This is a genomic window from Pseudomonas poae (assembly GCF_001439785.1).
Taxonomy (GTDB): Bacteria; Pseudomonadota; Gammaproteobacteria; order Pseudomonadales; family Pseudomonadaceae; genus Aquipseudomonas; species Aquipseudomonas poae.
Genome location: NZ_JYLI01000009.1, coordinates 92,240 through 115,544, shown reverse-complemented (window position 1 = coordinate 115,544; position 23,305 = coordinate 92,240). Strand labels below are relative to the sequence as shown.

At 57.0% G+C, this 23,305-nt stretch carries 28 protein-coding genes; 23 read left to right on the top strand and 5 right to left on the bottom strand.

Going from position 1 to position 23,305, the window contains the following annotated elements:
- Positions 1 to 27: 27 nt before the first annotated feature.
- From TU75_RS12810 to TU75_RS12755, 13 genes are all read left to right on the top strand, one after another.
- Complete coding sequence (locus TU75_RS12810) at positions 28 to 606, top strand: phage baseplate assembly protein V (RefSeq protein ID WP_060549133.1); 579 nt, start codon at positions 28 to 30, stop codon at positions 604 to 606.
- Positions 603 to 947 carry a GPW/gp25 family protein gene (locus TU75_RS12805; RefSeq protein ID WP_060549132.1) on the top strand — a complete coding sequence of 115 codons (345 nt, stop codon included), beginning with the start codon at positions 603 to 605 and terminating at the stop codon, positions 945 to 947. The genes TU75_RS12810 and TU75_RS12805 overlap by 4 nt, the downstream gene beginning before the upstream one ends.
- On the top strand, positions 944 to 1,855 hold the full coding sequence (locus TU75_RS12800) for a baseplate assembly protein (protein WP_060549131.1): 912 nt from the start codon (positions 944 to 946) through the stop codon (positions 1,853 to 1,855). The genes TU75_RS12805 and TU75_RS12800 overlap by 4 nt, the downstream gene beginning before the upstream one ends.
- Complete coding sequence (locus tag TU75_RS12795; RefSeq protein ID WP_060549130.1) at positions 1,855 to 2,556, top strand: phage tail protein I; 702 nt, start codon at positions 1,855 to 1,857, stop codon at positions 2,554 to 2,556. The genes TU75_RS12800 and TU75_RS12795 overlap by 1 nt, the downstream gene beginning before the upstream one ends.
- Positions 2,553 to 4,436: a phage tail protein gene (locus TU75_RS12790; protein ID WP_060549129.1), complete on the top strand. Its 1,884-nt coding sequence runs from the start codon at positions 2,553 to 2,555 to the stop codon at positions 4,434 to 4,436. Before TU75_RS12795 ends, TU75_RS12790 begins: the two co-directional genes overlap by 4 nt.
- Before the next feature lie 8 nt (positions 4,437 to 4,444).
- On the top strand, positions 4,445 to 4,822 hold the full coding sequence (locus TU75_RS12785) for a hypothetical protein (protein ID WP_060549128.1): 378 nt from the start codon (positions 4,445 to 4,447) through the stop codon (positions 4,820 to 4,822).
- Between the two features lie 109 nt (positions 4,823 to 4,931).
- Positions 4,932 to 6,101, top strand: coding sequence for a phage tail sheath protein (locus TU75_RS12780; RefSeq protein ID WP_060549127.1), 1,170 nt, complete (start codon positions 4,932 to 4,934; stop codon positions 6,099 to 6,101).
- Between the two features lie 57 nt (positions 6,102 to 6,158).
- A complete protein-coding gene (locus TU75_RS12775) occupies positions 6,159 to 6,674 on the top strand; it encodes a phage major tail tube protein (RefSeq protein ID WP_060549126.1) in 516 nt (171 codons plus the stop codon).
- Between the two features lie 50 nt (positions 6,675 to 6,724).
- A complete protein-coding gene (locus TU75_RS12770) occupies positions 6,725 to 7,060 on the top strand; it encodes a phage tail assembly protein (protein WP_060549125.1) in 336 nt (111 codons plus the stop codon).
- Positions 7,061 to 7,068: 8 nt separating this feature from the next.
- Complete coding sequence (locus TU75_RS26530) at positions 7,069 to 7,188, top strand: GpE family phage tail protein (protein ID WP_082430453.1); 120 nt, start codon at positions 7,069 to 7,071, stop codon at positions 7,186 to 7,188.
- Positions 7,178 to 10,615, top strand: coding sequence for a phage tail tape measure protein (locus TU75_RS12765; protein ID WP_060549124.1), 3,438 nt, complete (start codon positions 7,178 to 7,180; stop codon positions 10,613 to 10,615). Before TU75_RS26530 ends, TU75_RS12765 begins: the two co-directional genes overlap by 11 nt.
- A 5-nt stretch (positions 10,616 to 10,620) precedes the next feature.
- Positions 10,621 to 11,061 (top strand): phage tail protein, encoded by a 441-nt coding sequence (locus tag TU75_RS12760; protein ID WP_020302917.1) that lies wholly within the window; start codon positions 10,621 to 10,623, stop codon positions 11,059 to 11,061.
- Entirely contained in the window at positions 11,058 to 12,320 is a 1,263-nt protein-coding gene (locus TU75_RS12755) for a phage late control D family protein (RefSeq protein ID WP_060549123.1), read from the top strand. The genes TU75_RS12760 and TU75_RS12755 overlap by 4 nt, the downstream gene beginning before the upstream one ends.
- Positions 12,321 to 12,334: 14 nt before the next feature.
- On the opposite strand, the gene TU75_RS12750 is transcribed toward TU75_RS12755, so the two are convergent.
- The 4 genes from TU75_RS12750 to TU75_RS12740 all read right to left on the bottom strand — a co-directional run bounded on the left by TU75_RS12750 (position 12,335) and on the right by TU75_RS12740 (position 15,208).
- The gene (locus TU75_RS12750; protein ID WP_060549122.1) at positions 12,335 to 12,964 is read right to left on the bottom strand and encodes a hypothetical protein; all 630 of its coding nucleotides are present in this window, start codon (positions 12,962 to 12,964) and stop codon (positions 12,335 to 12,337) included.
- Entirely contained in the window at positions 12,961 to 13,359 is a 399-nt protein-coding gene (locus tag TU75_RS27330; RefSeq protein ID WP_141719191.1) for a hypothetical protein, read from the bottom strand. The genes TU75_RS12750 and TU75_RS27330 overlap by 4 nt, the downstream gene beginning before the upstream one ends.
- Entirely contained in the window at positions 13,356 to 14,429 is a 1,074-nt protein-coding gene (locus tag TU75_RS12745; protein WP_141719192.1) for a hypothetical protein, read from the bottom strand. Before TU75_RS12745 ends, TU75_RS27330 begins: the two co-directional genes overlap by 4 nt.
- A gap of 308 nt (positions 14,430 to 14,737) precedes the next feature.
- Positions 14,738 to 15,208 carry a helix-turn-helix domain-containing protein gene (locus tag TU75_RS12740; protein ID WP_014717545.1) on the bottom strand — a complete coding sequence of 157 codons (471 nt, stop codon included), beginning with the start codon at positions 15,206 to 15,208 and terminating at the stop codon, positions 14,738 to 14,740.
- A 38-nt stretch (positions 15,209 to 15,246) separates the two neighbouring features.
- On the opposite strand from TU75_RS12740, the gene TU75_RS12735 reads away from it, so the two are divergent.
- The 9 genes from TU75_RS12735 to TU75_RS12695 all read left to right on the top strand — a co-directional run bounded on the left by TU75_RS12735 (position 15,247) and on the right by TU75_RS12695 (position 20,997).
- Positions 15,247 to 15,495 (top strand): helix-turn-helix domain-containing protein, encoded by a 249-nt coding sequence (locus TU75_RS12735; RefSeq protein WP_044483570.1) that lies wholly within the window; start codon positions 15,247 to 15,249, stop codon positions 15,493 to 15,495.
- 40 nt (positions 15,496 to 15,535) lie between these two features.
- Positions 15,536 to 16,009, top strand: a complete 474-nt coding sequence (locus TU75_RS12730) for a YmfL family putative regulatory protein (protein WP_014717543.1) — start codon at positions 15,536 to 15,538, stop codon at positions 16,007 to 16,009.
- The gene (locus TU75_RS26525) at positions 16,006 to 16,308 is read left to right on the top strand and encodes an ogr/Delta-like zinc finger family protein (RefSeq protein ID WP_082630389.1); all 303 of its coding nucleotides are present in this window, start codon (positions 16,006 to 16,008) and stop codon (positions 16,306 to 16,308) included. Before TU75_RS12730 ends, TU75_RS26525 begins: the two co-directional genes overlap by 4 nt.
- The gene (locus TU75_RS12720; RefSeq protein ID WP_060549119.1) at positions 16,305 to 16,679 is read left to right on the top strand and encodes a hypothetical protein; all 375 of its coding nucleotides are present in this window, start codon (positions 16,305 to 16,307) and stop codon (positions 16,677 to 16,679) included. Before TU75_RS26525 ends, TU75_RS12720 begins: the two co-directional genes overlap by 4 nt.
- Before the next feature lie 70 nt (positions 16,680 to 16,749).
- A complete protein-coding gene (locus TU75_RS12715) occupies positions 16,750 to 16,995 on the top strand; it encodes a hypothetical protein (RefSeq protein ID WP_020302910.1) in 246 nt (81 codons plus the stop codon).
- A gap of 11 nt (positions 16,996 to 17,006) precedes the next feature.
- A complete protein-coding gene (locus TU75_RS12710; protein ID WP_173664762.1) occupies positions 17,007 to 19,805 on the top strand; it encodes a toprim domain-containing protein in 2,799 nt (932 codons plus the stop codon).
- A 62-nt stretch (positions 19,806 to 19,867) separates the two neighbouring features.
- Positions 19,868 to 20,179, top strand: a complete 312-nt coding sequence (locus TU75_RS12705; RefSeq protein ID WP_060549117.1) for a hypothetical protein — start codon at positions 19,868 to 19,870, stop codon at positions 20,177 to 20,179.
- 58 nt (positions 20,180 to 20,237) lie between these two features.
- Positions 20,238 to 20,504, top strand: coding sequence for a hypothetical protein (locus TU75_RS12700; protein ID WP_060549116.1), 267 nt, complete (start codon positions 20,238 to 20,240; stop codon positions 20,502 to 20,504).
- Positions 20,505 to 20,721: 217 nt separating this feature from the next.
- A complete protein-coding gene (locus tag TU75_RS12695; protein ID WP_060549115.1) occupies positions 20,722 to 20,997 on the top strand; it encodes a pyocin activator PrtN family protein in 276 nt (91 codons plus the stop codon).
- Here TU75_RS12695 and TU75_RS12690 read toward each other — a convergent pair.
- Positions 20,972 to 22,123 carry a site-specific integrase gene (locus TU75_RS12690; RefSeq protein WP_060549114.1) on the bottom strand — a complete coding sequence of 384 codons (1,152 nt, stop codon included), beginning with the start codon at positions 22,121 to 22,123 and terminating at the stop codon, positions 20,972 to 20,974. The two genes, TU75_RS12695 and TU75_RS12690, sit on opposite strands and share 26 nt — an antisense overlap.
- 103 nt (positions 22,124 to 22,226) lie before the next feature.
- Between TU75_RS12690 and dusA the strand changes: the two genes are divergently transcribed.
- The gene (gene dusA, locus TU75_RS12685; protein ID WP_060549113.1) at positions 22,227 to 23,237 is read left to right on the top strand and encodes a tRNA dihydrouridine(20/20a) synthase DusA; all 1,011 of its coding nucleotides are present in this window, start codon (positions 22,227 to 22,229) and stop codon (positions 23,235 to 23,237) included.
- Positions 23,238 to 23,305 lie beyond the last annotated feature (68 nt).

Here is a 23,305-nt window from a genome sequence, read left to right as displayed (position 1 = left end):
TGCACGCGTGGCGCCACCATCGGCGCCATGAACGACTTAGCCGCCCTCGCCCGCCTGCTCGAAAACCTCATTCGCTTCGGCGTCATCGCCGCCGTGCAGATGGTGCCCCCGCGCGTGCAGGTGACAACCGGAAAACTGACCACGGCCTGGCTTCCCTGGCTCGCATTGCGCGCCGGAGCCGACCGCGACTGGGACCCGCCCACTGTCGGCGAACAAGTGATCCTGCTCAGCCCATCGGGCCAGCTCGCCAACGGCATCGTCGTGACAGGCGTGTTCAGCGACCACATCCCGGCCAACGGTAACCGCGCCGGCCTGCACCGTCGCACCTACTCGGACGGCACGGTGATCGAATACGACAGCGTTGCCCACCACCTCAACGCCACGCTGGTCGACGGCGGCACCACCAACCTGATCAGCACTGGCGGCATCAACCTGGTCGGCGACATCACGCACAAAGGCGACTACAACCAAACCGGCAATCAGACCGTCACCGGTCGGGTTGACGTGTCGATTGACGTGGTTGCAGCCGGCGTCAGCTTGGTCAAACACCCGCACACCGGCGTCAGGGCTGGCGGCGATCAATCCGGGGCGCCCATCCCATCATGAATCGACATACCGGCGGCGCCATCAGCGAGCGCGAGCACATCAGTCAGGCGATCACCGACATTCTCACCACGCGCATTGGCACGCGTGTAATGCGCCGCGAATACGGCAGCCTGGTGCCAGAGCTGGTGGATCACCCCTTCAACGACGTCAACCGTCTGCGCGTTTACGCGGCCACCGTCATGGCCCTTATGCGCTGGGAAACCCGCATCAGCCTGAGCCGTATGCAGTTCGCGGGAGCGAACATGCAGGGCCAGGCCTCGATCGCTCTAGAGGGCACTGTGGTGGATACCAATGAGCCGCTGAGCCTCAGCGTGCCGCTGCAGCTGGGAGGCAGTGTATGAACAGTTTCGCCGCCATCGACCTCAGCCAGCTGCCGCCGCCTCAGATCGTCGAGCAGATCGACTTCGAACAGATCCTGGCCGAGCGAAAGGCGTACATGATCAGCCTCTGGCCGGCCGAAGAGCAGGCCCAGATCGCGGCACGCCTGGAGATAGAGTCGGAGCCGCTCACCAAGCTGCTGCAGGAAAACACCTACCGCGAGACCGTATGGCGTCAGCGAGTCAACGAAGCATCGCTTGCCAACCTGCTCGCCACCGCGCGTGGCACTGACCTGGAACAGCTGGCCGGCAACTTCAACGTCAAGCGGCTGGTGATTCAGCAAGGCAAGGCCAATGCCGTGCCGCCGATCCCTACTTTGATGGAAAGCGACGACAGCCTGCGCGAGCGTGCGCAAATGGCCTGGGAAGGATTGAGCACTGCCGGCCCGCGCAACAGCTACATCTTCCACGCCCGGGCCGCGGATGGTCGCGTGGCCGACGCCACCGCCGAAAGCCCCTCGCCTGCCGTCGCCGTGGTCACGGTTCAATCATTGTTGGGCGATGGCACGGCGCCCCCCGAGCTGCTTGCCGTCGTCAACGCTTACCTGAGCGACGATGACCGCCGGCCGGTGGCCGACCGTCTCACCGTTCAAGGCGCGCAAATTCTGAATTACCAGGTCAAGGCCAAGCTCTATTTGCTGTCAAGCGGCCCGGAATCGGAACCTATCCTGGCTGCTGCTGAGCAACGTTTGCTGGCCTACGTACATCAACGGCGCCGCTTGGGCATGGAGGTCTCGGAATCGGCCCTACATGCCGCGCTCCACGTCGAAGGCGTGCGCAAGGTCGAGCTTGAGGGCTGGGCGGACATCGTTGCAACCAAGGCTCAGGCGCCGTATTGCACCGGTATCACATTGAGCCGAGGCGTTGAGTGATGAGTGCGCAGCAGCTGTTACCGGGAAACGCTACGCCGATTGAGCGCCAGGCGGCACAGGCGCTCGCGCAGATCCAACGCGTCCCCATTCCTTTGCGACAGCTCTGCAACCCGGACACCTGTCCCGTCGACCTGCTGCCCTATCTGGCTTGGGCTTTCTCGGTTGATCGCTGGGACAGTAGGTGGACGGAGGCCGCGAAACGCGCTGCCATCCGGTCATCCCACTACATCCACTCGCGCAAAGGCACCATCGGTGCGCTACGCCGCGTCGTGGAGCCGCTCGGTTACTTGATCGAGGTGCTGGAGTGGTGGCAAACCACACCGAACGGCGTACCGGGTACGTTTGCCATCAAGGTGGGCGTACTGGAAACCGGCATCACTGAGGAAATGTACGAGGAGCTGACCTGGCTCATTGACGACGCCAGGCCCGTCACGCGCCACCTGACCGGCCTGGCCATTAGCCTCGAAACCACCGGCGGCATAAACATTTTCGCCAGCACATATGACGGCGATGAAATCGACGTATATCCGCCGGTCCTCCGCGACATCGTTACCACGGGCGTAATCGGCGCACCTGGGCGCGAACACACCATCGACACCCTCGATATCTATCCGCCAGTACCAGGGGTTATCAACCTCACGTGCTACATCGGCGCCGCTGGCCGGGAACATTCCATCGACACACTGGACATCTACCCATGATTGATCCCAACTCACAGTTCTTTGCGATTCTCACCGCTGTCGGTGAAGCTAAACAGGCCAACGCGGACGCGCTGGGCATTCCCTGGAAACTCACCGAAATGGGCGTGGGTGATGCGAACGGTACCGATCCAATTCCTGATCGCAGCCAGAAGAAGCTGATCAATGAGCGCCGCCGCCGCCCGTTGAATAAGCTCTCGATTGACCCCGCCAATTCCAACATCCTTATCGCCGAGCAGATCATTCCGGCCGACGAAGGCGGATGGTGGATTCGTGAGATTGGGTTGTACGACGGTGACGGCGACCTGGTCGCGGTGGCGAACTGCGCGCCCAGCTACAAGCCGCTGATGTCTCAGGGCTCCGGCCGGACGCAAGTGGTGCGCATGAACTTCATCGTCTCCAGCGCGGCAAACGTGGTGCTGATGATCGATCCAGCGGTGGTGCTCGCCACCCGTAAGTTCGTTACGGACTCCATCACTGATGCGATCAATCAGCAGGACGTGAAACAGTCGGTACTGGTCGCGACTACCGGTCCTATCGTGCTGGCGGGTGCGCAAACAATCGACGGCGTAGCAGTGCCGGTGGGCTCGCGGGTGTTGGTGAAAGATCAGGTCCAGGGTAAAGACAATGGCTTTTACCTCACCACCGCCGAAATCTGGACCCGTACTGCGGATGCTGATATCGGTAGCGAGGTGACACCAGGTCTGCTGGTCCACGTAGAACGTGGTGTTACCAATGGCGACACGCTCTGGCACCTAACCACTGACGGGCCAATCATCCTGGGCACCACGACACTAACCTTTCAGTGGGCAGGTGGGCAGAATGTGCCTACGCCCGCAGTTGATGACCGCTCTAAGAAGGTTACCAACACTGAATCAGTCAGGGCGCAAATCGAAAGTCAGAATCAACAATTCCCAAGCCAGGTATATCGCAAGAATCTGCTGATCAATGGCAATCTGGATATTTGGCAGCGTGGTAGTAGCGGTGCGGTTACTGTCGCTAACGCCCTTTATACGGCTGATCGTTGGATGGTTTTCGTACCTGCGGGCGTTACCGCGCAATGGGATAAGACACCGTTCACATTAGGTAAGGGCTTTAATGGCGCGAAATGGGCGCTGAGTGCCAGCTTTACAGCCGGGTCGGCCGGCTCAAATATTCGACAACGAATTGAAGGTGTTGAGACCGGCGCCGGTCAGACATTGACGGCGTCTTTCTATCTGAACTCCACAGTCGAACAAACGTGCACAATTATTCTGCGTCAAACATTTGGTACAGGTGGTAACGTATCGCTCGATGTTGATCACTTCCAAGATATAGAAGTAACTCGGGACTACAAAAAACATACAGTAACTTTCAATGTTAGCTCCATACTTGGAAAGACCAAGGGTTACAATAACAATGATTACATCGAGCTAATTATTGTTTCTAAGGTATCTGCTGCACACACCATTGTGCTGGCCTCTGCGCAGTTAGAAGCAGGCTCAGTTGCTACCGAATTTGAAAAGCGTCCCCTCCAGCAAGAGCTGGCAATGTGTCAGCGATACTTTGAAAAAACGTTTTCACAAAACATTACCCCTATCGATGGGGTTGATGTATCAGGGGCATTAATCAGCGTTGTTTATCAAGGACAGACGAACTCGTCTAGTCAGCCGGTGGCTGCGTGGCAATTCAAGGTTGAAAAGCGCGCTGTTCCAAGCGTGCGCCTCTATCGGCCGATGGGGGATGGCACTAACGGTCAATGGCGATCAGGCAGCAATGCAATTTCAAGCGCTAATGCAAGGGCACTGATCATTGGAACACGGACCGTATCTGTCGATAACAGCGATGTTGGAGTTCCTGCTCAAACCTATTACATCCATGCAACAGCTGACGCTGAACTTTAGGAGTCGACATGGCGTACCAACTCACCAATGATCCCAATACTGTGCTCCGGCTATCAGATGGCGCAACGGTTCCAAAGGGCCACCGATATTGGCTTGACTTTGAAGAGTGGTTGGCTGATGGCGGAAAGCCTGAGCCCGCTTTCACGGTTGATCCAGCGATCCCGGAGAGGGCATGGCGTGAAGCCGAAATCGAAAGCGTGAAATGGTTGCGTGAGCGTCACCGTGATGAGGTGGACTCGGCACGTCCCACAACACTGACTACAGAACAATCCGGCGAGCTGTTGGACTATGTCCAGGCGTTGCGCGATTGGCCGGCCATAAAGCTTTTTCCAGACAAAGAGGCTCGACCAGTTCCCCCAGTCTGGATCGCCGACCAAATCCGCTAACCATTTTCCGCCCCTGTAAGCGCCCTCCCTACAAGGTGCCGCGCTCGCCCAGCCGGCGCGCGCGCGGCAACCTCTGCACTGTCATTCCATCACAGCGCAGGCATAACCCATGGCCGATTATCTCCACGGCGTGCGGGTCATCGAACTCAACGACGGCACCCGCCCCATTCGCACTATTCCCACCGCAGTTATCGGCATGGTTTGCACGGCTGAAGATGCGGACCCTCTCGTTTTCCCCCTGGACACGCCCGTCCTGCTCACCAACGTGCAGACCGCCGTGGGCAAAGCCGGCGTAAAGGGCACCCTGGCCGCGAGCCTGCAAGGTATCGCCGACCAGACCAAACCCTACGTCATCGTGGTGCGAGTCAAGGAAGGCGCCGACGAAGCGGCCACCACTAGTGCCCTGATCGGGGGCACCACACCCAACGGCCAATACACCGGTATGAAAGCGCTGCTCGCCGCCAAGTCCCGCGTGGGTATGGCGCCACGCATTCTCGGCGTGCCTGGCCTGGACAATTTGCAGGTGGCCACCGCCCTCGGAGCCATTGCCAAAGACCTTCGCGCCTTTGCTTACGTCAGCGCCTGGGGCTGCAAAACCAAGGAAGAGGTGGTCGCTTACCGCGCGAACTTCGGCGCCCGCGAAATGATGGTGATTTGGCCGGACTTCCAGAACTGGGACACCGTCGCCAACAAGACCACCACCGCCTCGGCAGTGGCCCGTGCGCTGGGCCTGCGCGCCAAGATCGATCAGGAGACAGGTTGGCACAAAACCCTGTCCAACGTGGCCGTAAGCGGCGTCACCGGCATCAGCGCTGACGTGTTCTGGGATCTGCAGAACCCGGCCACCGACGCCAACTACCTCAACAGCAACGACGTCACCACCCTGATCAACGCCAACGGCTTCCGCTTCTGGGGTAGCCGCACCTGCAGCGATGATCCGTTGTTCGCCTTCGAAAACTACACCCGCACCGCGCAGATCCTCGCGGACACCATGGCCGAAGCGCACATGTGGGCCATCGACCGCCCGATGCACGCCTCCCTGGTACGCGACCTAGTCGAAGGCGTGAACGCCAAGATGCGCGAGTTGAAGTCCCAGGGCTACCTGATCGGCGGCAGCTGCTGGTACCCGGACGACATCAACACCAAAGACACCCTCAAGGCCGGCAAGCTCTGGGTGGATTACGACTACACCCCCGTGCCACCCCTCGAAGACCTCACCTTCCGCCAGCGAATCACCGACCGTTACCTGATCGACTTCGCCAAGGGCATCAACAGCTAAACCGGGCCTCCCCGCGAGGGGAGTTCACCCTGAACACGTATCCCGGAGAACACCGCCATGGCAATGCCTCGCAAGCTCAAAAACCTCAACCTGTTCAATGACGGCAACAGCTACCTCGGCTTGGTGAAGTCCCTCACCCTGCCCTCCCTCGGCCGCAAGATGGAAGCCTATCGCGGCGGCGGCATGAATGGCCCGGTCAAAGCTGACCTGGGCATGTCCGACGACGGCATCCAGTTCGAATGGAAGACCGGTGGCCTCGATCTGATCTCTCTGCGCCAGTTCGGCGCGGTCAACGCCTCCAGCGTGGCCCTGCGGTTCTCTGGCCCTTACCAGCAAGACGACACGGGCGAAGTCAGCAACGTGGAAGTCGTCGTGCGCGGTCGCCACGAGACCATCGAGATGGGTGATGCCCTGCCTGGTGAGGACACCGAGCACTCCATGACCACCACCTGCAGCTACTACAAGCTGACCGTGGATGGCGAAGAAATCATCGAAATCGACCTGCTCAACTTCGTCGAGAAGGTCAATGGCGTGGACATGCTGGAGAAGCACCGCACCGGCATGGGCATCTGATCCCGCACGCTCGATCAGGACTCACACTTTAATCACCAGGAGCAACTCCCATGAAGAACGAAACCACCGAACAGCCCGACGTGCAGCAGCTGGCCGACGACAACACCGTCACCCTCGACACGCCGATCCGTCGTGGCACCACCAGCATCGAGAGCATCACCCTGCGTAAGCCAAACTCCGGCGAATTGCGCGGCGTGAGCCTGGTGGAGCTGCTGCAGATGGACGTCGGCAGTTTGATCAAGGTACTGCCGCGCATCAGCTCTCCGAGCCTTACCGCCATCGAAGTCGCCGGCATGGACCCGGCCGACCTGTTGGCCCTGAGCAGCAAAATCTCTGGTTTTTTGTTGCAGAAGTCGGCGAAGACGGATGCATCCCTCGTCGCATAGAAGACGCCATGGCCGATCTGGCCGTGGTTTTCCACTGGGCACCTGCTGATATGGATCAGTTGGGCCTGCAAGACCTGATGGACTGGCGCGAGCGCGCCAGGGTGCGGAGTTCCAACGATGGCGAATGATCTGAGACTTCAGGTGCTGCTCAGCGCCATCGACAAAGCCACAGGTCCGCTGAACAAAATCACGGGCGGTAGCAAGGAAACCGCCCGCGCCCTTAAGGCTGCTCGTGACCGCCTGAAAGAACTCAACACCCAGCAACGCGACGTAGGCGCATGGCGTGAACTGCAGGCCGCAACCCGCACGACATCCGAGGCGCTCGCCGCCAACAACACCAAGGTAGGCGAACTCGCCCGCGAGACGGCCAAAGTCCGGCAGCAGCTCGCGCCGACCCAGGCGCTGTTCGACAAGTCCAGGCAGAAGGTTGACGCGCTCAAAACCAGTCAGACCGACCTTAAGCGCGAACTCACCGGGACACGCAATGCCCTGGGGCTGATGGGCGACGAACACCGCCAATCCGCCAGCCAGATCGCCGTGCTCAATGCCGTGATGCAGAAGGGCAATGCCCTGACCCGAGCGCAGCATGACGAATACACGCGCCTCACAGCCGCCCAGCGGGAGCGCAAAACGCAACTGGACCAGCTCGCAGCCAAGGAAAAGACCCTGGCTGACCGGTTCACCCTGAACAACGCGCAGTTGCGCACCAGTCGTGCAGGCCATGCCAGTCTGCGCGACGAGATCCGCCGCCTGGAAACCCCGTTCAAGGACCAGCTCGCGCTACTGAAACAGCACACCGCCGAGTCGAAACGCTTGGGCGAGCAGTACGGCCAGCAGCAAGTAAAACTCGGCAACCTCGGCGTGCAGCTTAAAAACGCCGGCATCAGCACCAATGCCCTGGGCGCACACGAGTTGAAGCTCAAGCGCGATATCGACACCGCCACCCAGGCCATGAAATTGCAGATGGACCACCTGGATGCGTTGAAGCGCAAGCAGGACAGCCTGGCGAAGGCCCGAGCTACCTACGATAAAACTCAGGGTTTGGCCGGTAGTGTTGCTGTATCTGGTGCCGCCGGGCTTGGCGTGGGGTACGCCGCCAGCCGGCCCGTGGTGTCGGCAATCAAAGCCTTTGCACCGAATGAGGACTCTGCCACGCAGCTCAAGGTGTCGATGATGGACGACACCGGCAAGGTTTCCGCCGACTTCCAGAAGATCACGGACCTGGCCACCAAGCTCGGCGACCGGCTGCCAGGTACCACGGCCGACTTCCAGAACATGATGACGATGCTTCGACGGCAGGGCATCAGTGCCCAAAGCATCCTGGGCGGCACCGGGGAGGCAGCAGCATATCTCGGCGTGCAAATGAAGATGGAAGCCACTCAGGCGGCTGAGTTTGCAGCCAAAATGCAGGACGCCACGCGGACCACTGAAAAAGACATGATGGGGCTCATGGACACCATCCAGCGCGGCTTCTATGCAGGTATGGATCCAAGCAACATGATTCAGGGCTTCAGCAAAATCTCACCTGTCATGGATGTCATCAAGAAGTCGGGCATTGATGCAGCTAAAGAACTCGCACCACTGCTCATCATGATGGACCAGGCCAGCATGGACGGCAGCTCAGCAGGTAACGCTTTTCGTAAAATTTTCCAGGCAGGTTTGAATCAAGACAAAGTCGATAAAGCCAACAGCATCGCAGCAGGCGCGAACAAGGGCGTCTCTCTCAAATTCACGGATGACAAAGGCAACTTTGCTGGCCTGGAGAACCTGTACGCGCAAGTCGAAAAGCTGAAGGTTCTGAACGATACCGACCGTACAGCCGTCATCAGTAAGCTCTTTGGCGACGACGCTGAAACAATGACCACCTTGAACACCATGATGAACAAGGGGCTGGCCGGCTATCAGGAAATTCAGGAAAAGCTGAGAGTCCAGGCCGATCTGCGCACCCGCGTTAACGAACAGCTCGGCACCCTCACCAACGTCATGGACGCCGCTGAGGGTAGCTTCACCAACGCCATGGCTGAATTCGGTGCAGCAGTTGCCGCCGACTTGAAAGACCTGATCAATACAGCCGGTGAAATCGCAAACAGGGTAGGCACCTGGGCACGGGAAAATCCGAAGCTGGCCGCGGGCTTGGTCAAAGTTGTCGCCGCCGTAGCAGCGGCGGCTCTGGTGTTCGGTACTTTGGCGTTGACCATGGCAAGCATGCTCGGCCCCTTCGCAGTACTGCGGTATGGCATGGCGCTGTTTGGCATTCGCTTGGGCAGCTTCAAAGCTCAGTTGATCGGCACCCGTATTGCTGCCGCCGGCGCCGGTACCGAGGTCGGCCGAATGGGCCGAATCTGGAAGACGGTCACAGCCAGTCGTGCCGCTGGCGGCATGATGAGCGTTATCCCTACGCTAGTCAGCTCCGCACGGATTGCTGCGGTCAGCGTATTGCCAATGCTCGGCGGCGCAATTAGCGCGGTAGGCGCAGCCATACTTGCTACACCGGTCGGGTGGCTGATCGCCGCTGTCGCTGGCCTATTCGCCATTGCAGCGCTGATTTACAAATACTGGAAGCCGATTAAAGGATTCTTCCTCGGCTTCTGGCAGGGACTCACTGAAGCCCTGCTGCCGGTCCTTGCCGGGTTTGGTAAGTTCGGCGGGCTGCTGATCAGCCTGGCGAAAGCCGCCTACTCCATCCCGATTATCGGTTTCGCGTTGCGCCTGCTTGGCAGCATTGTCCGCCCGTTGTTCAGCATGATCTCCTCCGGCATCAGTGGAGTGATCGGTTGGTTCACCGACCTGCTGAAACCGGTCGAAGACGTCGGCGGTGCAGCACAGTCGATGGGCCAGCGATTTGGCGCGGCCATCGGCAACATGATCATGACCCTGCTGCAAAGCATCGGCTCTATCGCAACCGGCGCAGTCAACGTGTGGACCACCATCAAAGCCAGCTTTGACCGGGGCCTCGCCGGCATCCTGCAATTGATCACCAACTTTAGTCCGCTTGGCTTGTTCTACCAGGCGTTCGCCGGGGTGATGAATTACTTCGGCGTAGATCTGCCGGGGAAATTCACCGAGTTCGGCGGCATGATCGTCAACGGTCTGGTCAATGGCCTGACCGCAGGGCTCGGCGCTGTGAAGGGCGCTATCAGCTCAATCGGTGACTCCAGCATCGGTTGGTTCAAGGAAAAGCTAGGCATCCACAGCCCGTCCCGCGTGTTCGCGGAACTGGGCGGTTTCACCATGGAAGGGCTGACAAAAGGCCTAGAGGGTGGACAGAAAGGGCCGCTCAACGCCTTGTCGAGCATGAGCAAACAACTGACAGCCGCCGGTACTCTGGCGCTAAGCGCAACAGCCATGCCGGCGTTGGCTGTCGATGATCGCCCACCGATCAGCAGCGCGGGCACATCGACGGTTTACGACAGTCACGACACCTACCAGATCACTATCGCTGCTGCGCCTGGCATGGACATGCAAGCCATGGAGAAAAGCCTGCGCGGCATGCTCAACAAGATTGAAAACGAGAAACGCGCCCGTCAGCGCAGCAAGTTATCGGACCGGGATTAATCACCATGATGCTCAGCCTCGGCATGTTCGTGTTCAGCCTATCGACCCTCGCTTACCAAGAGCTGCAGCGCCAAACCAATTGGCGCCATGCCAGCAACAGTCGCGTCGGTGCACCACCCGCGCTGCAATTTGTCGGCCGTGGCGACGACACCATTACCCTCCCCGGCATCATCCTCCCGGAGCTGGCCGGCAGCGTGCTTAGCCTGGATGCTTTGCGGTTGATGGCGAACACCGGCAAGGCCTGGCCGATGGTCGAGGGCACCGGTCGGATTTACGGGTTGTGGGTGATCGAGAGCCTGAGCGAGACCAAAACCGTGTTCTTCAGAGACGGCACGCCACGGCGTATTGAGTTCACCCTCACGCTCAAGCGTACCGATGATGACCGTATCGACCTGCTCGGTGCCGCTACCAGCACCGGGCTCAACATTCTGCGGGGGCTGCTGTGATAGAGGCCGCGCTGTCCAAAGTCACCGGTTACCTCGTGGATACGGCGGAACGCTTCGTCCGGGATGCCGCCTATCCTGTGCCGGCCTTCCGTCTCACGGTGGACGGCAACGATATCGCCATGAAGGTCAGTCCGCGGCTGATGAGCTTGGATCTAACCGACAACCGTGGCGTCGAGGCCGACCAGCTCACGATCACATTGAGCGACCATGACGGCATGCTGTCGATACCGCCCAAGGGCGCAGTACTTCGCTTGTGGTTGGGCTGGAGCGACACCGGCCTGGTGGACAAGGGCACCTACACCGTCGACGAGACAGAGCACAGCGGCGCGCCGGATGTACTCAGCATCCGCGCTCGGTCAGCAGATTTTCGCAAAGGGCTGAAGACCAAGCGCGAGCGCAGCTGGAGCAACACTACGTTGGGCAAAGTCATCGGCGATATTGCCATGGGAAACAACCTCACCTCCACCGTGGCTGGCGCGCTCGGTGCGTTGCCGATCCTGCAGCTTGACCAAGCCAACGAATCGGACGCCAACCTGATCACCCGCCTAGGCGAAGAATTCGACGCGGTAGCCAGCGTCAAGGCCGGGTGCCTGCTGTGCATCCCTGCAGGCGGCGGCAAGACCGCCAGTGGGCTTCCCCTGCCCCACATTACCCTCACACGCGCCGACGGCGATCAGCACCGCTACCTGCAGGCGGATCGCGACAGCTACGACGGTGTGCGCGCCTATTTCTACGACGTACACAGCGCCAAGAAACAGGAAGCGATTGCCGGCGGTGGCGAGAACCTTAAAGACCTGCGCCATACCTACAGCGACCAGCAATCTGCGCTGAGGGCTGCAAGGGCCGAGTTTCGACGCCTGCAACGCGGCAGTGCCACGCTCAGCTACACGCTCGCGATGGGCCGGCCGGATCTGATCCCCGAACTGACCTATACGCTCCAGGGCGTTAAAGCGGAAATCGACGAGATCATCTGGTACGGGGGCAACGTGCAACACAATCTGAGCCCGGATGGCGGCTACACCGTCAGCCTGGAGCTGGAGAGCAAGTTGCCGGAGGACAACGTTGAAGATCTGGCGGAAGAGAACCAGGGTGATTACACGGGGATAATCGCTTACTACCGCGATCAGAAAACCGGGAAGGAAAAGACAGTTACAGCGGGGGATCAGACGAAGCCGAGGCGGTTGCGGTGGTTATATGCAAGTGAAAAAACTGCAAAGCGCGCAACCGAAAGAGAATATAAGCGACTGACAAAATCGTAAGACCGCTAGACGACTTACTTTGCCTTACTATTCCTAGCACTCTTATCCGTCGGTTTGTAGTAGAGCGAAACTGCAATATGCCTAATCTTGTAATCTATCCCAGTGGCATGATGAGTATGCTTGGTACGAGATGATAAAGTTTCCTGACACCTTTCCACGCATTCCACCGGAACTTCATAATTCCCAGAGACATGGGCAAGCCAATTATCCATCAAGACTGTCTTATTTTGTTTTTGCGTGTAAATTAACAAACCACCTCTACTACTCGTAGGATTTCCGTCAGTATAACGATCGGACAACTGCCGAAAGCCCTCCATTAAATAAGCAGGCCCGTTATCTAGTTTTGCCTCACCCATCCATTCATAACGACCATTCTTAACAAGCAAATCCACATGCCCATTTCTAAACGTATCATGATCCGCATCTAAACCTGAGATCTTTAAAGAAATAACGAAAATCCCGGTAAGCTGATCCTCACCCATCTCATGATACAAAGGCTTATTGCGCTCTAGCTCAAGCGCGACATCCAAAACCCTATTTTCTACAAGGTCACAAAAAGAATCATAGTTTGTAACTACATCCTGAAGAAAAGATGTCTTAACAGAACTGTTGTCTGGCAACTGTAAAATATCACTTACATTCATAACTGAAGCACCGTTTTATCGGCGACGTATAGAACATAAACACGCTCACGAAAATCACGATCTTGAAATCCGTTTTCTGGATGACACAAAGCGTCATCTAATATCGCAGCCTGCAAAGCTTCTCGACTTATATCGTAGGGCACGCCCTCAATATCCATATATTGGTATTGCTGCACAAACAGGTTTATGGGAGAAGATTTTAAATAATTTATTGCACGCTGCAAACTTTCAATATCACACCCACCAACAGCATCGGTAAGTGCCGCATATGTGTATGCAGGGTGATTAGTTGGAGAACTCAAAACCAAATCAACCAATTTATAGCAAAAACCATCCAACCCGAGAGGTGACGTCTCGGCTCGAATTTTTTCGTATAAATGGTTGATATTAATCATTTCTCGAAAGACGCCATTTTTTTCAACACAAAATTTGTGTCGCAATTTGATCGTATGCCTTTGAGTATAGCAAAATCACAACGGGGCTCAAGTGAAACTGAATTCATATGCGTGCCAGGAACATACAATTCAGGCTTTGAATTGACGCTATCTATATCAATACGGTGCCATATAATTGCCACTTCATACAAAGTCATTTCATGGTTAATCGCCTTGGCACCATTTAAGTGAAACGGCTCCTGCCTTAAATCCACTCCACCCTTCATAGTCTCGGTCTTAATAGATCCCGTGACGGTCGAAAAGCCTAGCTTTTTAATAGCTCCAGATGGATCTGTATATATTTTCTTTATCAGAGGAAATAGGTTTCTTGGTGCACCTATCACCTTCTCTTTCAAGCTATTCAGCAAAAACAACTGAGTTAGGTTTCGCAGATCCGTACATGATTTCTCTTGCTGCTTAACAGTTTGCAGAAGACTGTCACTTCTGGTGATATCGGCGCGCAACTCTAAAACACTATACTCATAATTAAGATAGACAACATCAAACGTCTGATGATAATAATTTTTTATCGCAATGATCTTATCATGATTAGGAAACTGCTCCAGCATGGAGTCAGTAAACTTTTCATGACTGTATTCTTCGGAGATGCTAAATACACGCTTTCGCGAAAAAATCACCCCCACACCAAAATCATCTGAAAATGAGTGTATAGCTTTCAGGACACCATCATCATTCTGCAACTCTTCAACTGGGATAGACAGAGGAAATGCCTTTGAAAAGCTTGTATCTTCAATTTTAGCCGCGAGCAATGCTTCCTTAACTGCTAGCTTTTTTTCAGGTTCAATTGAAAAATAGGATGTAGCCTTCATATCACAGACTAGCTGAACTCTCAGGGCTGCGACGAGGGCATCATATATAGCGGGGTTTTTATTTATAGCTTGAATAATAATCGCCTCAAGCTCTGTCCAACTTCTCGCCGTTGGCAACTTAGCCGCTCTTAATATTGCCTGAGCGATATTTATGCCAGCCCTGGACTTTAAATCCTTTATAAGAAGCTCCGCTTTGGCCACAATGTTCTCCCCGAACAAAACCACAAGTACAAAAAACGTTTTTTATTGGATTGATAAATCCCATAAAGCATGAGCGCTAAGTTGGAAGCTGAAGATATTTAATGTCGAAGCGAGTTTTGATATGCAAACTGACCGTTCAGATAAACCAATACTGGTTATATGATTATTCAAGCTAAGCATTGGACACTCTCCTTGTGGTCAGATTGGCAGCGCTGATGGCTGCCCTCTTGCAACATCATCTCCGCAGCTACCTCAAGACCGAACCTTCTACCTTCCTGCCTGGTCGATCCGTTCTTAATGGGTACAGATTATGCTGGCCGTTTGGTATCGGCAAGGGCTTCAGTCAAATCCTTGAGGCGCTGCTCGACATCCATTAAGCGTTTCTTTTCCTCAGCAGCGCTCTGTATCTCCCGCTTACCTGCCTCTCCAAGCGACCGGAAGAGCTCAAGGATGGCCTCCTCCTGCTGATTAACGGTCCGCGCATCCGATGATTCGGCCGAAACACCCAGACACATAGAGCCTTCGCCTGTCAGCAACCAATCCAGGCTTATACCCAAATGAGTGCGAATGGCAGCCATGGCCTTCGCGTTGGGCTCCCGCTCACCCAGAAGGTAGTTTTGGAGCGTCCTGTATGGGATCCCCACTACCTCTGAGGCCTCCTTAATAGACATGCCTCTGTCGTCGATAACGCTGCGCAGGCGAGCGGCTATACTCATTTTTTCATGAATTCCAATTGACGCACCCGTTTTGGTGCGTATACTGCGAACAAACAGGTACATCTTAACCAACTAGGAACACTCGAACCATGAGCCAAGCCATGGAAAAACGCCAGATCCAAGCACGACTGATCGAGCGTGGCAGTAACTTCCGTCAGTTCGCCCTAAGCCATGGCTATGAGGTGCGCACAGTGACGCAAGTGGTTCAGCGTTGGGCGGGAAACAACAAGCTGCCCCGTGGCAGGTTGACGTTCCAAATCCTACGAGACCTGTCTCGGATGATCGGCAAAGAAATATTGCCGGGAATCCTCGCGGAAAGCGCCGAGCAAAACTCAGCACCGGCTGTATGAAACGACTGTAGGGGCGATGACTCCAGGGAGAAACCAGAAGATGAAACGCCCAGTTCTAGCGACCAAGCGCCAGGTAATGAGCGCAGTGATCAACGACTACGAAGGTGGCCGGGAATGCGCTGCAGCCCGCCTTGGATACGAACTCAAGAAGTTCGATAACCACATCTACGAAAACGCCGGCAGTCGCCCCCTGAGCGATGAACAGATACATCTGTTGGAGCAGGACATGGGCACCACCTACCTGCCGGAATACATCGCAGCGATGTACGGCGGCATGTTCGTCCCCCTTGCCAAGCCTGAAACACTGGACAACGTGGACCTCTACAACCGTTCAGTGCGTGCAGCAGCCAAGCGCGGTGTGGTCGACCAGATCATTGCGAAGGCACTGGACGACGGCGTCATCGAGCGGGACGAAGCCGAGGCGATCTTGCGCGCTCACAGCCATTACATGGCGGCTCGTCACTCCGAAGTCCTGGCAACGATTCTGCTGCACAGCCGGGGGCCAAAGCATTGAGCACCTACAAGCTGGTCTGTCCCTGCTGCGGCAGCTCGATGCGCATACGTACCTCCGAGGGGCAGACGCCTTGCTTCCGCTCAATGTATTCGGAATGCACCAACCTGCTGTGCGGCGCCACGTTTTCCGGCTCTTTGGTTTGGGAGTACCAGTTGAGCCCATCAGGCATCGAGCGCCCCCTTACCGTTCTGCCCATGGCGCCCACCAAAGTGCGCCTCCTTGCTCGACAGAACCTCACGGCAAAGACCGATCAACCCGATTTGCTGGATCAACTGGAAATGGAGGCCGCACCTATATGAACGCCATCACCCTGACTACCAACCCCGCCAGTGACTACCGTGCCGCGATGCAACAAGCGGCCGTGGCCTATCTGTACCGTCACCGTTGCGAGCATCTTGCCGGCGACAGCCAGCTTTTAGAGAACTGCACACGGTACTTGACCAAGTCGCTTGAAGTGCCCACGCACCTGGTGCAGCGGATCGCTGAACTGGCGGTGGCCGAGTTCGAAAGCATGACCTGCAAGCGTGTGGCCTGGTTGGGTATCCATCCCACCAGCGGCCCTTTCCGCCCGGTGATCTTGCTGCTCGACAACTGCACCCAACAGCGACATCCCGTTTCAGCACGCTTGCTCCCCACACGCCTGCTGCTGACTCGCAACCTCCCGCACTAATCCAAAACCCTCCCTGTTTGATGCCCGCACCACGTGGGTAGGGGTAATTTGCAACTTACTGGTGGCCGAAATGAGCAAAATCACCATAAAACTGGAGCTGGACGAACAACAGGCGCAGCACTACCTGTTGTGGTTGACCAGTCAGTACGAAGTCACCATGGCTGATATTTGGTACTCCGACCGCTACCGGAATGTGCCAAGTGGTCAGCGAGCGCCGAAGGTGCTTGAGGACTTGCCCTACCTGGCAGGCATCTGCAAGACGCGCAGCGAGCTGAAAAAACAGCTCGTTGTTACGGCTGCGGAGCATGTGCAGTGATTCGCAAGCCCATGGAAGACAAGATCCGCGCTGACGTGCTTCAGCGCCTGGAGTCTGATTACGGCCTTCAGCACATGAAAGGCACGCATTACATGCGTAAGGGCACCTGCCCGCAGTGCAATCAGAAACGTTTGTTTTCGCGCCACGATGAACCCTGGTTCATCCGCTGTGGCCGCGAGAAAAATTGCCGGTACATGGCTCCCACCAAAGAGCTTTACCCGGACCTGTTCGACGATTGGAGCAAGCGTGCACCGGCCACCCGAGACGAGCCTGCCGCCAGCGCAAAGGCCTACCTGACATTTGCCCGAGGTTTCCGCGTTGAGCTGATAGAGGGCTGGTACACCCAGGAAAGCTACTTTGATCGCGATCTGAATATTGGCTCTGCCACCGTGCGCTTCCCCCTGGAACACGGCGGGTACTGGGAGCGCTTGATTGACCAACCATCACGGTTCGGTAAGAAGAAGGCCCGCTTCCAACCCCTCAAGAGCTACAGGGGGCACTGGTGGTGCCCGCCGTGCGTGGATCTGCTGGAAGTAAATGAGCTGTGGATCGTTGAAGGCATCTTTGACGCCATAGCGCTCGCTCAAAACGGTATCTCTGCGGTTGCGGCGCTGTCCTCAAACGCCTTTCCAGAGGAATCACTCAAGGCCCTGATCACCGCTCGCGGCGGTAAAACCCCGAAGCTGGTTTGGGCTCTGGATAACGAGCCAGGCGCTCACAAGTACACCCGTATGTGGGTCAACCGTGCCCGCGAACTCGGTTTTACCTGCGAGGCTGCTCAGGTGTCACAGCCTGACGCCCGCAAGGTTGACTGGAACGATCTGCATCAACGTTGGGCATTTATCGACGACGAAAAAGCCCGCGCTGATCGCATCGAAAAGGACTTGAAAAAAGCGCGCCACCAGGGCGCCCTGCTGATTGCAGAAAGTGCCAGCGACAAGGCATTGCTCATGTACCAGTGGCGTGAACGGGAGGAATTCCACTTCTGTTTCGACTCCCGCCTGTACTGGTGGAAATTGGACTTGGCGAAATACAACAGCGCCAAGCAGGCCCTCGAAAAGGGCGATGGCCACGAAGCCCAGACACTCAATGAAAAGCAACTTCGGGAGAAGGCACTGAACGTCGCCGGCTGCGTCGTCGAGATCGCCAACTGCTACCCCAAAGCCCTCTATTTCCAGCGCAACGAAATTACCGACGAGTCCTGGTACTTCTTCCGCGTCGACTTCCCGCACGACGGCGGTTCAGTGAAAAACACTTTCACGGGTGGTCAGGTCGCCGCTGCCAGCGAATTCAAGAAAAGACTTCTCGGCATGGGTGCCGGAGCCGTGTTCACCGGCAGTGGACAGCAATTGGACAAACTCATGAAAGACCAGCTTTTCGGCATCAAGACCGTTCAGACCATCGACTACGTGGGCTACAGCAAGGAATACCACTGCTACGTGTTCAACGACGTCGCCATCCGCGAAGGCCAGGTGATCCACATCAACGAGGAAGAGTTTTTTGAGATGGGCAAGTTGAAACTCAAGACTCTGCAAAAGGGTGTGAAGATCGATCTTGAAAAGGATGGCAAAAAATACGATGACCAGTGGCTAGGGCTTCTTTGGCAGTGCTTTGGTGCCCAGGGCATCGTGGCGTTGACCTTCTGGTTTGGCTCGCTGTTCGCCGAACAGATCCGCGGCCGGTATCAGTCGTTTCCCTTCCTTGAGGCCACTGGCGAGGCCGGCGCCGGCAAGACCACGTTGCTCACGCTGCTATGGAAACTCGCGGGCCGCGACGGATACGAAGGGTTTGACCCATCCAAATCCACCAAGGCCGGCCGCAGCCGCTTGATGGGCCAGGTATCCGGCATGCCCATCGTGTTGCTGGAATCAGACCGCAGCGGCGACGACAAGGCCCACGCCAAAACCTTCGAATGGGACGAACTGAAGGATTACTACGGCGGCGGCACCTTGGCGACCAAGGGCGTGAAAACCGCTGGTAACGAAACCTACGAACCACCATTTCGCGGCACCATCGCCATCAGCCAGAACGCACCCGTAGTGGCTTCCGAGGCGATCATGACCCGGATCGTCAAACTGCACTTTGTACGACCGAACGTCACCGCTGAAAGCCGTGCGGCGGCAGATCGGCTCAATGCGCTGGAAGGTTCGACACTCAGCAACTTTGTGTTGCAGGCCGTGCGCAAAGAGTTGGAGGTGATGGAGCTGTTCGGCCAGCGGGTTGCGGGCTACGAAGCGAAGTTGCGCAACCTGCATTCCCACTGCTTTGCCTGCGACACCCCATTCAAAGACGAGCACAGCGAATGTAGCCATTGCGGCAACAAGCTGCGCGGCTACATCCGCGTGGAGCGGATCAACAAGAACCACGCCCAAATGCTCGCCCTGCTGGACTGCCTGTGCATGGTGGTACCGCTCACCGACGCACAGGTCGAGCATACCCGCTCGCAGATCATCCGCATGGCAATTGAGCGCCAGGCCTCGATCAGCTCCGACCATCCGGTGGTTGCTGAATTCTGGGAGGTTTACGAATACCTGGAAGGCCTGGACGCCGAAGGCCCGGTGGTCAACCACAGTAAGAAAGACCACATCATCGCCATCAACCTCAACGACTTCGTGAAATGCGCCGCAGAAAACCGGCAAAAAATCGCTGACGTCAGCGAGCTGCGCGAACGCCTGAAAGACTCCCGCTCGCGGAAGCTGCTCGACGTCAACAAGGCGACCGACAGCGCGGTACGGGCTCACCAGGCCAGCAAGACCAACGCCGTCGTCACGAAGCAACCCATCGTGAAGTGCTGGCACTTCCAGGCCTGATTCATCAGCGGCAATACCCGCCAGGCGCTGCAACGTCTGACACCACCCAAAGGAGAAGCACCATGCACGTACAAGTCATCGCAAGCGGCGGCCAAAACGGCGCAACGAACCGTCACAGACATATCGAAGAACTGAGGGATTGGTTTGGGGAAAGCTCAAAAGTCATTCACGCCGAGGCCTATGCGCCTGACGACCTGGTCAAAATTCTAGAAGTTAGCGCGGCAACCGATTTTGAAATTCTGGTGCTGGAGTGCAGCCCCGAGCAAATCGTGGCCGTCCTGCTGTGGCAGACAGAAAGCGAAGAGGTTGCCGAACTTGAAAATGTGCTTGTGCACCTGGTGCGCAAGCAAAAAACAACCGGCGAAAGCCAGTAAGAAGGTGGTGCCGAGGGGCTGCAACCCCTCGACACCGACCACCCAAAGGAGAAGCACCATGCAAGTGAATCAACCCCAAGGCGGCATCGCAGAGGCTACCACAACCCCGCTCGCTGTCGGCGACACGGTCAGCTACGTCGCAATGAGCGGCGGTGGTCGAGAATACCGCCTCAGCGCTCGTACAGGTGTGATTGAAGGAGTTTATGAAAACGTCGCCACACTACGCACTGCCAACGGCCGGAGTGTTACTCAACCCCTGGACAAGCTGACACCCGACGGCCAACCCAATGCACTCACAAGAATGTTTATGAGGGGCCAGCCATGAGTTCAAGCACTCGCACCCGCCCGCCGTTAGCCGGTTACCGGCTGGACTTGCCCAGCCGCTGCGATATCTGCGGCAGAGCCCGCTCAAAGGGAAAGCACGAGGCATGTAGTCGAATTCGCCAGCAGAGCAAGACGGCGGAATGGGCCGCATTTATGGCAGAGCGTGAAGCAGCCAAGCAGAAAAAACGGTGTCGATACGCGCATCTATGAGGATAGTCATGAACACAGCATTTATCCTGATGGCTCAGTACGACGGCCAAGCGATTATCTCTCTGGAGGTGGTGTGCCGGGATTACTTCACGCACCTGACGCCGGACATGTTCCAGCGCAAGGTGATGAGTGGTCAGATCAAGTTGCCCATCACCCGCCTGGAGCCCAGCCAGAAGTCGGCCAGGGGCGTCCATCTCACCGATCTGGCCGCGTACCTGGACCTGCAACGCGCAGCAGCAGTTAAAGAGCACAGCCAGATTAACGGGTTAAAACACGTCGTTTGAGCCACTTCTGCGATGCGGCGCCCAGTTGGACGGGCGCCCTCAGAATCTTTTCGTGCCACTCCCAGCCCACATAGCGGTCGCCCCGACCGCGAAGGTGGGTGTAACGCCTCATTGAATTCCAATCCCTGTGGCCGGAAACACTCGCCACACGCGGAATATCCCAGTCCATTTCGAACAGGCGGCTGACACCTTCATGCCGGAGGTCGTGAAAGTGCAGATCCGCGATAGTCAAAAACTTGCAGGCTTTCGCCCAGGACGTGGAGATCGACTCTGGGCTGTAGGGGAAGATATCTTCGCCGGCCTTCGGCATCGTCTGGAGGATGTGCCACGCCTCGTCCGGCAGGTAACACCAAACATCGTTGCCGATCTTCTGCCCTGGGTTTTTCATGTCGCGCACCAGCACCCGCTGGCCGGCTTCGTCTACATCTGCCCAGCGAATTCGGGTTATTTCATCGAGCCGACGCGTGGAGAACAGGGCGAAGCCCACGACCTTCAGCATATTTATGACCGTCGGGCGCCTCACCTGCATGGCCTGGTAGTGCGTCAGCACCCGTCCCAGCTCATCCAATGTCGGTCGGCGGTCACGCTCACGGCTTTTCAAGTTGTAGCCCAGCTTGCGTAACACACGCCGTGCACCGCCCATGGCGAGCGGATCGACCTGGTAGCCCCATGCGTCTTTGGCAATTGCCAGCACTGCGCCCAGGTGCGCCAGGTCATTGCCAGCGGTTTGTGGCTGAACGCCACCTCCCTCCCCGCTCATTCGCCAAAGTGCATAATCGACCAGGCACTGGGTGTTGATATCCGTATCGGTCAACTTGCCCAGGTAAGTTTCGCCAATTGCATTGAGTGTGGCGCGCTTGGTCTTGCCCAGCGGCTTGGCTTTCTCAACTTCGACCAGGTAGCGATCGGTCATATCTTTCAGCGTGGCGCCCTTGCGGTTTGCGCGCTCGATCGCACCAGGCTCATCCAGCTCCGACCCGCGTTTGCGTGCCCAAGCCTGAGCAGCCTGTTTTCGGGCGAAGGTCTGGCTCTCTTGGTAGACTTGCACTCCGTCGCGCTTGATGCGGATCTGTGCCGTGTAGCTCACAGTCCCATCCGCCAGTTTTCTTGCCCTGATAGTCGCCATATTGAAAGTGGTACGCGTCAGTTTTGAAGTGGTACATCGTACCACCGAGACTTTAAAAACGCTTGAAAACGCCCGAAAACACGCCCAGAACACGTTGAGTAAAATGCTAGATAAACAGAGCTTTAGCCCCGTAAACGCAAGGCCTACGCTGTCTCGGCGCTTTAGTGTTGCCCCCATGATGGATTGGACCGATCGCCACTGCCGCTACTTCCTGCGGCTGCTCTCCAAACACGCCCTGCTCTACACCGAGATGGTCACCACCGGGGCGATTATCCATGGTGATCACGAGCGCTTCCTGCGCCACAGCGAAGCCGAGCACCCTCTGGCGCTCCAGCTGGGTGGCAGCGTTCCCGCCGACCTGGCCGCGTGTGCTCGCATGGCCGAGGCTGCCGGTTACGATGAGGTGAACCTGAACGTCGGTTGCCCCAGTGATCGGGTGCAAAACAACATGATCGGGGCGATTCTGATGGCGCATCCTGCGCTGGTGGCCGATTGTGTGAAGGCGATGCGTGATGCGGTGTCGATTCCGGTGACCGTCAAGCACCGTATCGGCATCAATGGCCGGGACAGTTACGCTCAGCTGTGTGATTTCGTCGGGCAGGTAAAGGATGCGGGCTGCACGAGCTTTACCGTGCATGCGCGGATCGCGATTCTGGAGGGGTTGTCGCCCAAGGAGAATCGTGACATTCCGCCGTTGCGCTATGACGTGGCGGCACAGTTGAAGCAGGACTTTCCCGAGCTGGAGATTGTTCTCAACGGCGGGATCAAGACACTGGAACAGTGCGAGAAACATTTGCAGACGTTTGATGGGGTAATGCTCGGCCGCGAGGCGTATCACAATCCCTATGTGCTGGCCGAGGTGGATCAGCGCTTGTTTGGAAGTGAGGCGCCGGTGATCAGTCGGGCACAGGTGTTGGTGCTGTTGCGGCCTTATATTGCCGAGCATCTGGCGAGTGGTGGGACGATGCATCACATTACTCGGCATGTGCTGGGATTGGGCACTGGCTTTCCGGGGGCTCGCAAGTTTCGGCAATTGTTGTCGGTGGATATCCATAAAGCCGCGGATCCGTTGGCGTTGCTGGATCAGGCAGGGGAGCTGCTGGAAGGTCGTTGATCGTTAATGTGCGGTGGCTGGGTTGGCGCTATCGGGAGCAAGCCCCCTCTCACATTTTGATCGGGGGT

Excerpts from the sequence above, each read along its gene's own strand:
- TU75_RS12720 (WP_060549119.1), top strand. The coding sequence starts at position 16,305 with ATGAACGCCATCACCCTGACTACCAACCCCGCCAGTGACTACCGTGCC.
- TU75_RS12795 (WP_060549130.1), top strand. The coding sequence starts at position 1,855 with ATGAGTGCGCAGCAGCTGTTACCGGGAAACGCTACGCCGATTGAGCGC.
- TU75_RS12775 (WP_060549126.1), top strand. The coding sequence starts at position 6,159 with ATGGCAATGCCTCGCAAGCTCAAAAACCTCAACCTGTTCAATGACGGC.
- TU75_RS12805 (WP_060549132.1), top strand. The coding sequence starts at position 603 with ATGAATCGACATACCGGCGGCGCCATCAGCGAGCGCGAGCACATCAGT.
- TU75_RS12800 (WP_060549131.1), top strand. The coding sequence starts at position 944 with ATGAACAGTTTCGCCGCCATCGACCTCAGCCAGCTGCCGCCGCCTCAG.
- TU75_RS12715 (WP_020302910.1), top strand. The coding sequence starts at position 16,750 with ATGAGCAAAATCACCATAAAACTGGAGCTGGACGAACAACAGGCGCAG.
- TU75_RS12810 (WP_060549133.1), top strand. The coding sequence starts at position 28 with ATGAACGACTTAGCCGCCCTCGCCCGCCTGCTCGAAAACCTCATTCGC.
- TU75_RS12740 (WP_014717545.1), bottom strand. The coding sequence starts at position 15,208 with ATGTACCTGTTTGTTCGCAGTATACGCACCAAAACGGGTGCGTCAATT.
- dusA (WP_060549113.1), top strand. The coding sequence starts at position 22,227 with ATGCTAGATAAACAGAGCTTTAGCCCCGTAAACGCAAGGCCTACGCTG.
- TU75_RS12730 (WP_014717543.1), top strand. The coding sequence starts at position 15,536 with ATGAAACGCCCAGTTCTAGCGACCAAGCGCCAGGTAATGAGCGCAGTG.
- TU75_RS12690 (WP_060549114.1), bottom strand. The coding sequence starts at position 22,123 with ATGGCGACTATCAGGGCAAGAAAACTGGCGGATGGGACTGTGAGCTAC.
- TU75_RS12760 (WP_020302917.1), top strand. The coding sequence starts at position 10,621 with ATGATGCTCAGCCTCGGCATGTTCGTGTTCAGCCTATCGACCCTCGCT.
- TU75_RS12695 (WP_060549115.1), top strand. The coding sequence starts at position 20,722 with ATGAACACAGCATTTATCCTGATGGCTCAGTACGACGGCCAAGCGATT.
- TU75_RS12705 (WP_060549117.1), top strand. The coding sequence starts at position 19,868 with ATGCACGTACAAGTCATCGCAAGCGGCGGCCAAAACGGCGCAACGAAC.
- TU75_RS12790 (WP_060549129.1), top strand. The coding sequence starts at position 2,553 with ATGATTGATCCCAACTCACAGTTCTTTGCGATTCTCACCGCTGTCGGT.
- TU75_RS12700 (WP_060549116.1), top strand. The coding sequence starts at position 20,238 with ATGCAAGTGAATCAACCCCAAGGCGGCATCGCAGAGGCTACCACAACC.
- TU75_RS26530 (WP_082430453.1), top strand. The coding sequence starts at position 7,069 with ATGGCCGATCTGGCCGTGGTTTTCCACTGGGCACCTGCTGATATGGAT.
- TU75_RS12735 (WP_044483570.1), top strand. The coding sequence starts at position 15,247 with ATGGAAAAACGCCAGATCCAAGCACGACTGATCGAGCGTGGCAGTAAC.
- TU75_RS12785 (WP_060549128.1), top strand. The coding sequence starts at position 4,445 with ATGGCGTACCAACTCACCAATGATCCCAATACTGTGCTCCGGCTATCA.
- TU75_RS12750 (WP_060549122.1), bottom strand. The coding sequence starts at position 12,964 with ATGAATGTAAGTGATATTTTACAGTTGCCAGACAACAGTTCTGTTAAG.
- TU75_RS12780 (WP_060549127.1), top strand. The coding sequence starts at position 4,932 with ATGGCCGATTATCTCCACGGCGTGCGGGTCATCGAACTCAACGACGGC.
- TU75_RS27330 (WP_141719191.1), bottom strand. The coding sequence starts at position 13,359 with ATGATTAATATCAACCATTTATACGAAAAAATTCGAGCCGAGACGTCA.
- TU75_RS12710 (WP_173664762.1), top strand. The coding sequence starts at position 17,007 with ATGGAAGACAAGATCCGCGCTGACGTGCTTCAGCGCCTGGAGTCTGAT.
- TU75_RS12770 (WP_060549125.1), top strand. The coding sequence starts at position 6,725 with ATGAAGAACGAAACCACCGAACAGCCCGACGTGCAGCAGCTGGCCGAC.
- TU75_RS12765 (WP_060549124.1), top strand. The coding sequence starts at position 7,178 with ATGGCGAATGATCTGAGACTTCAGGTGCTGCTCAGCGCCATCGACAAA.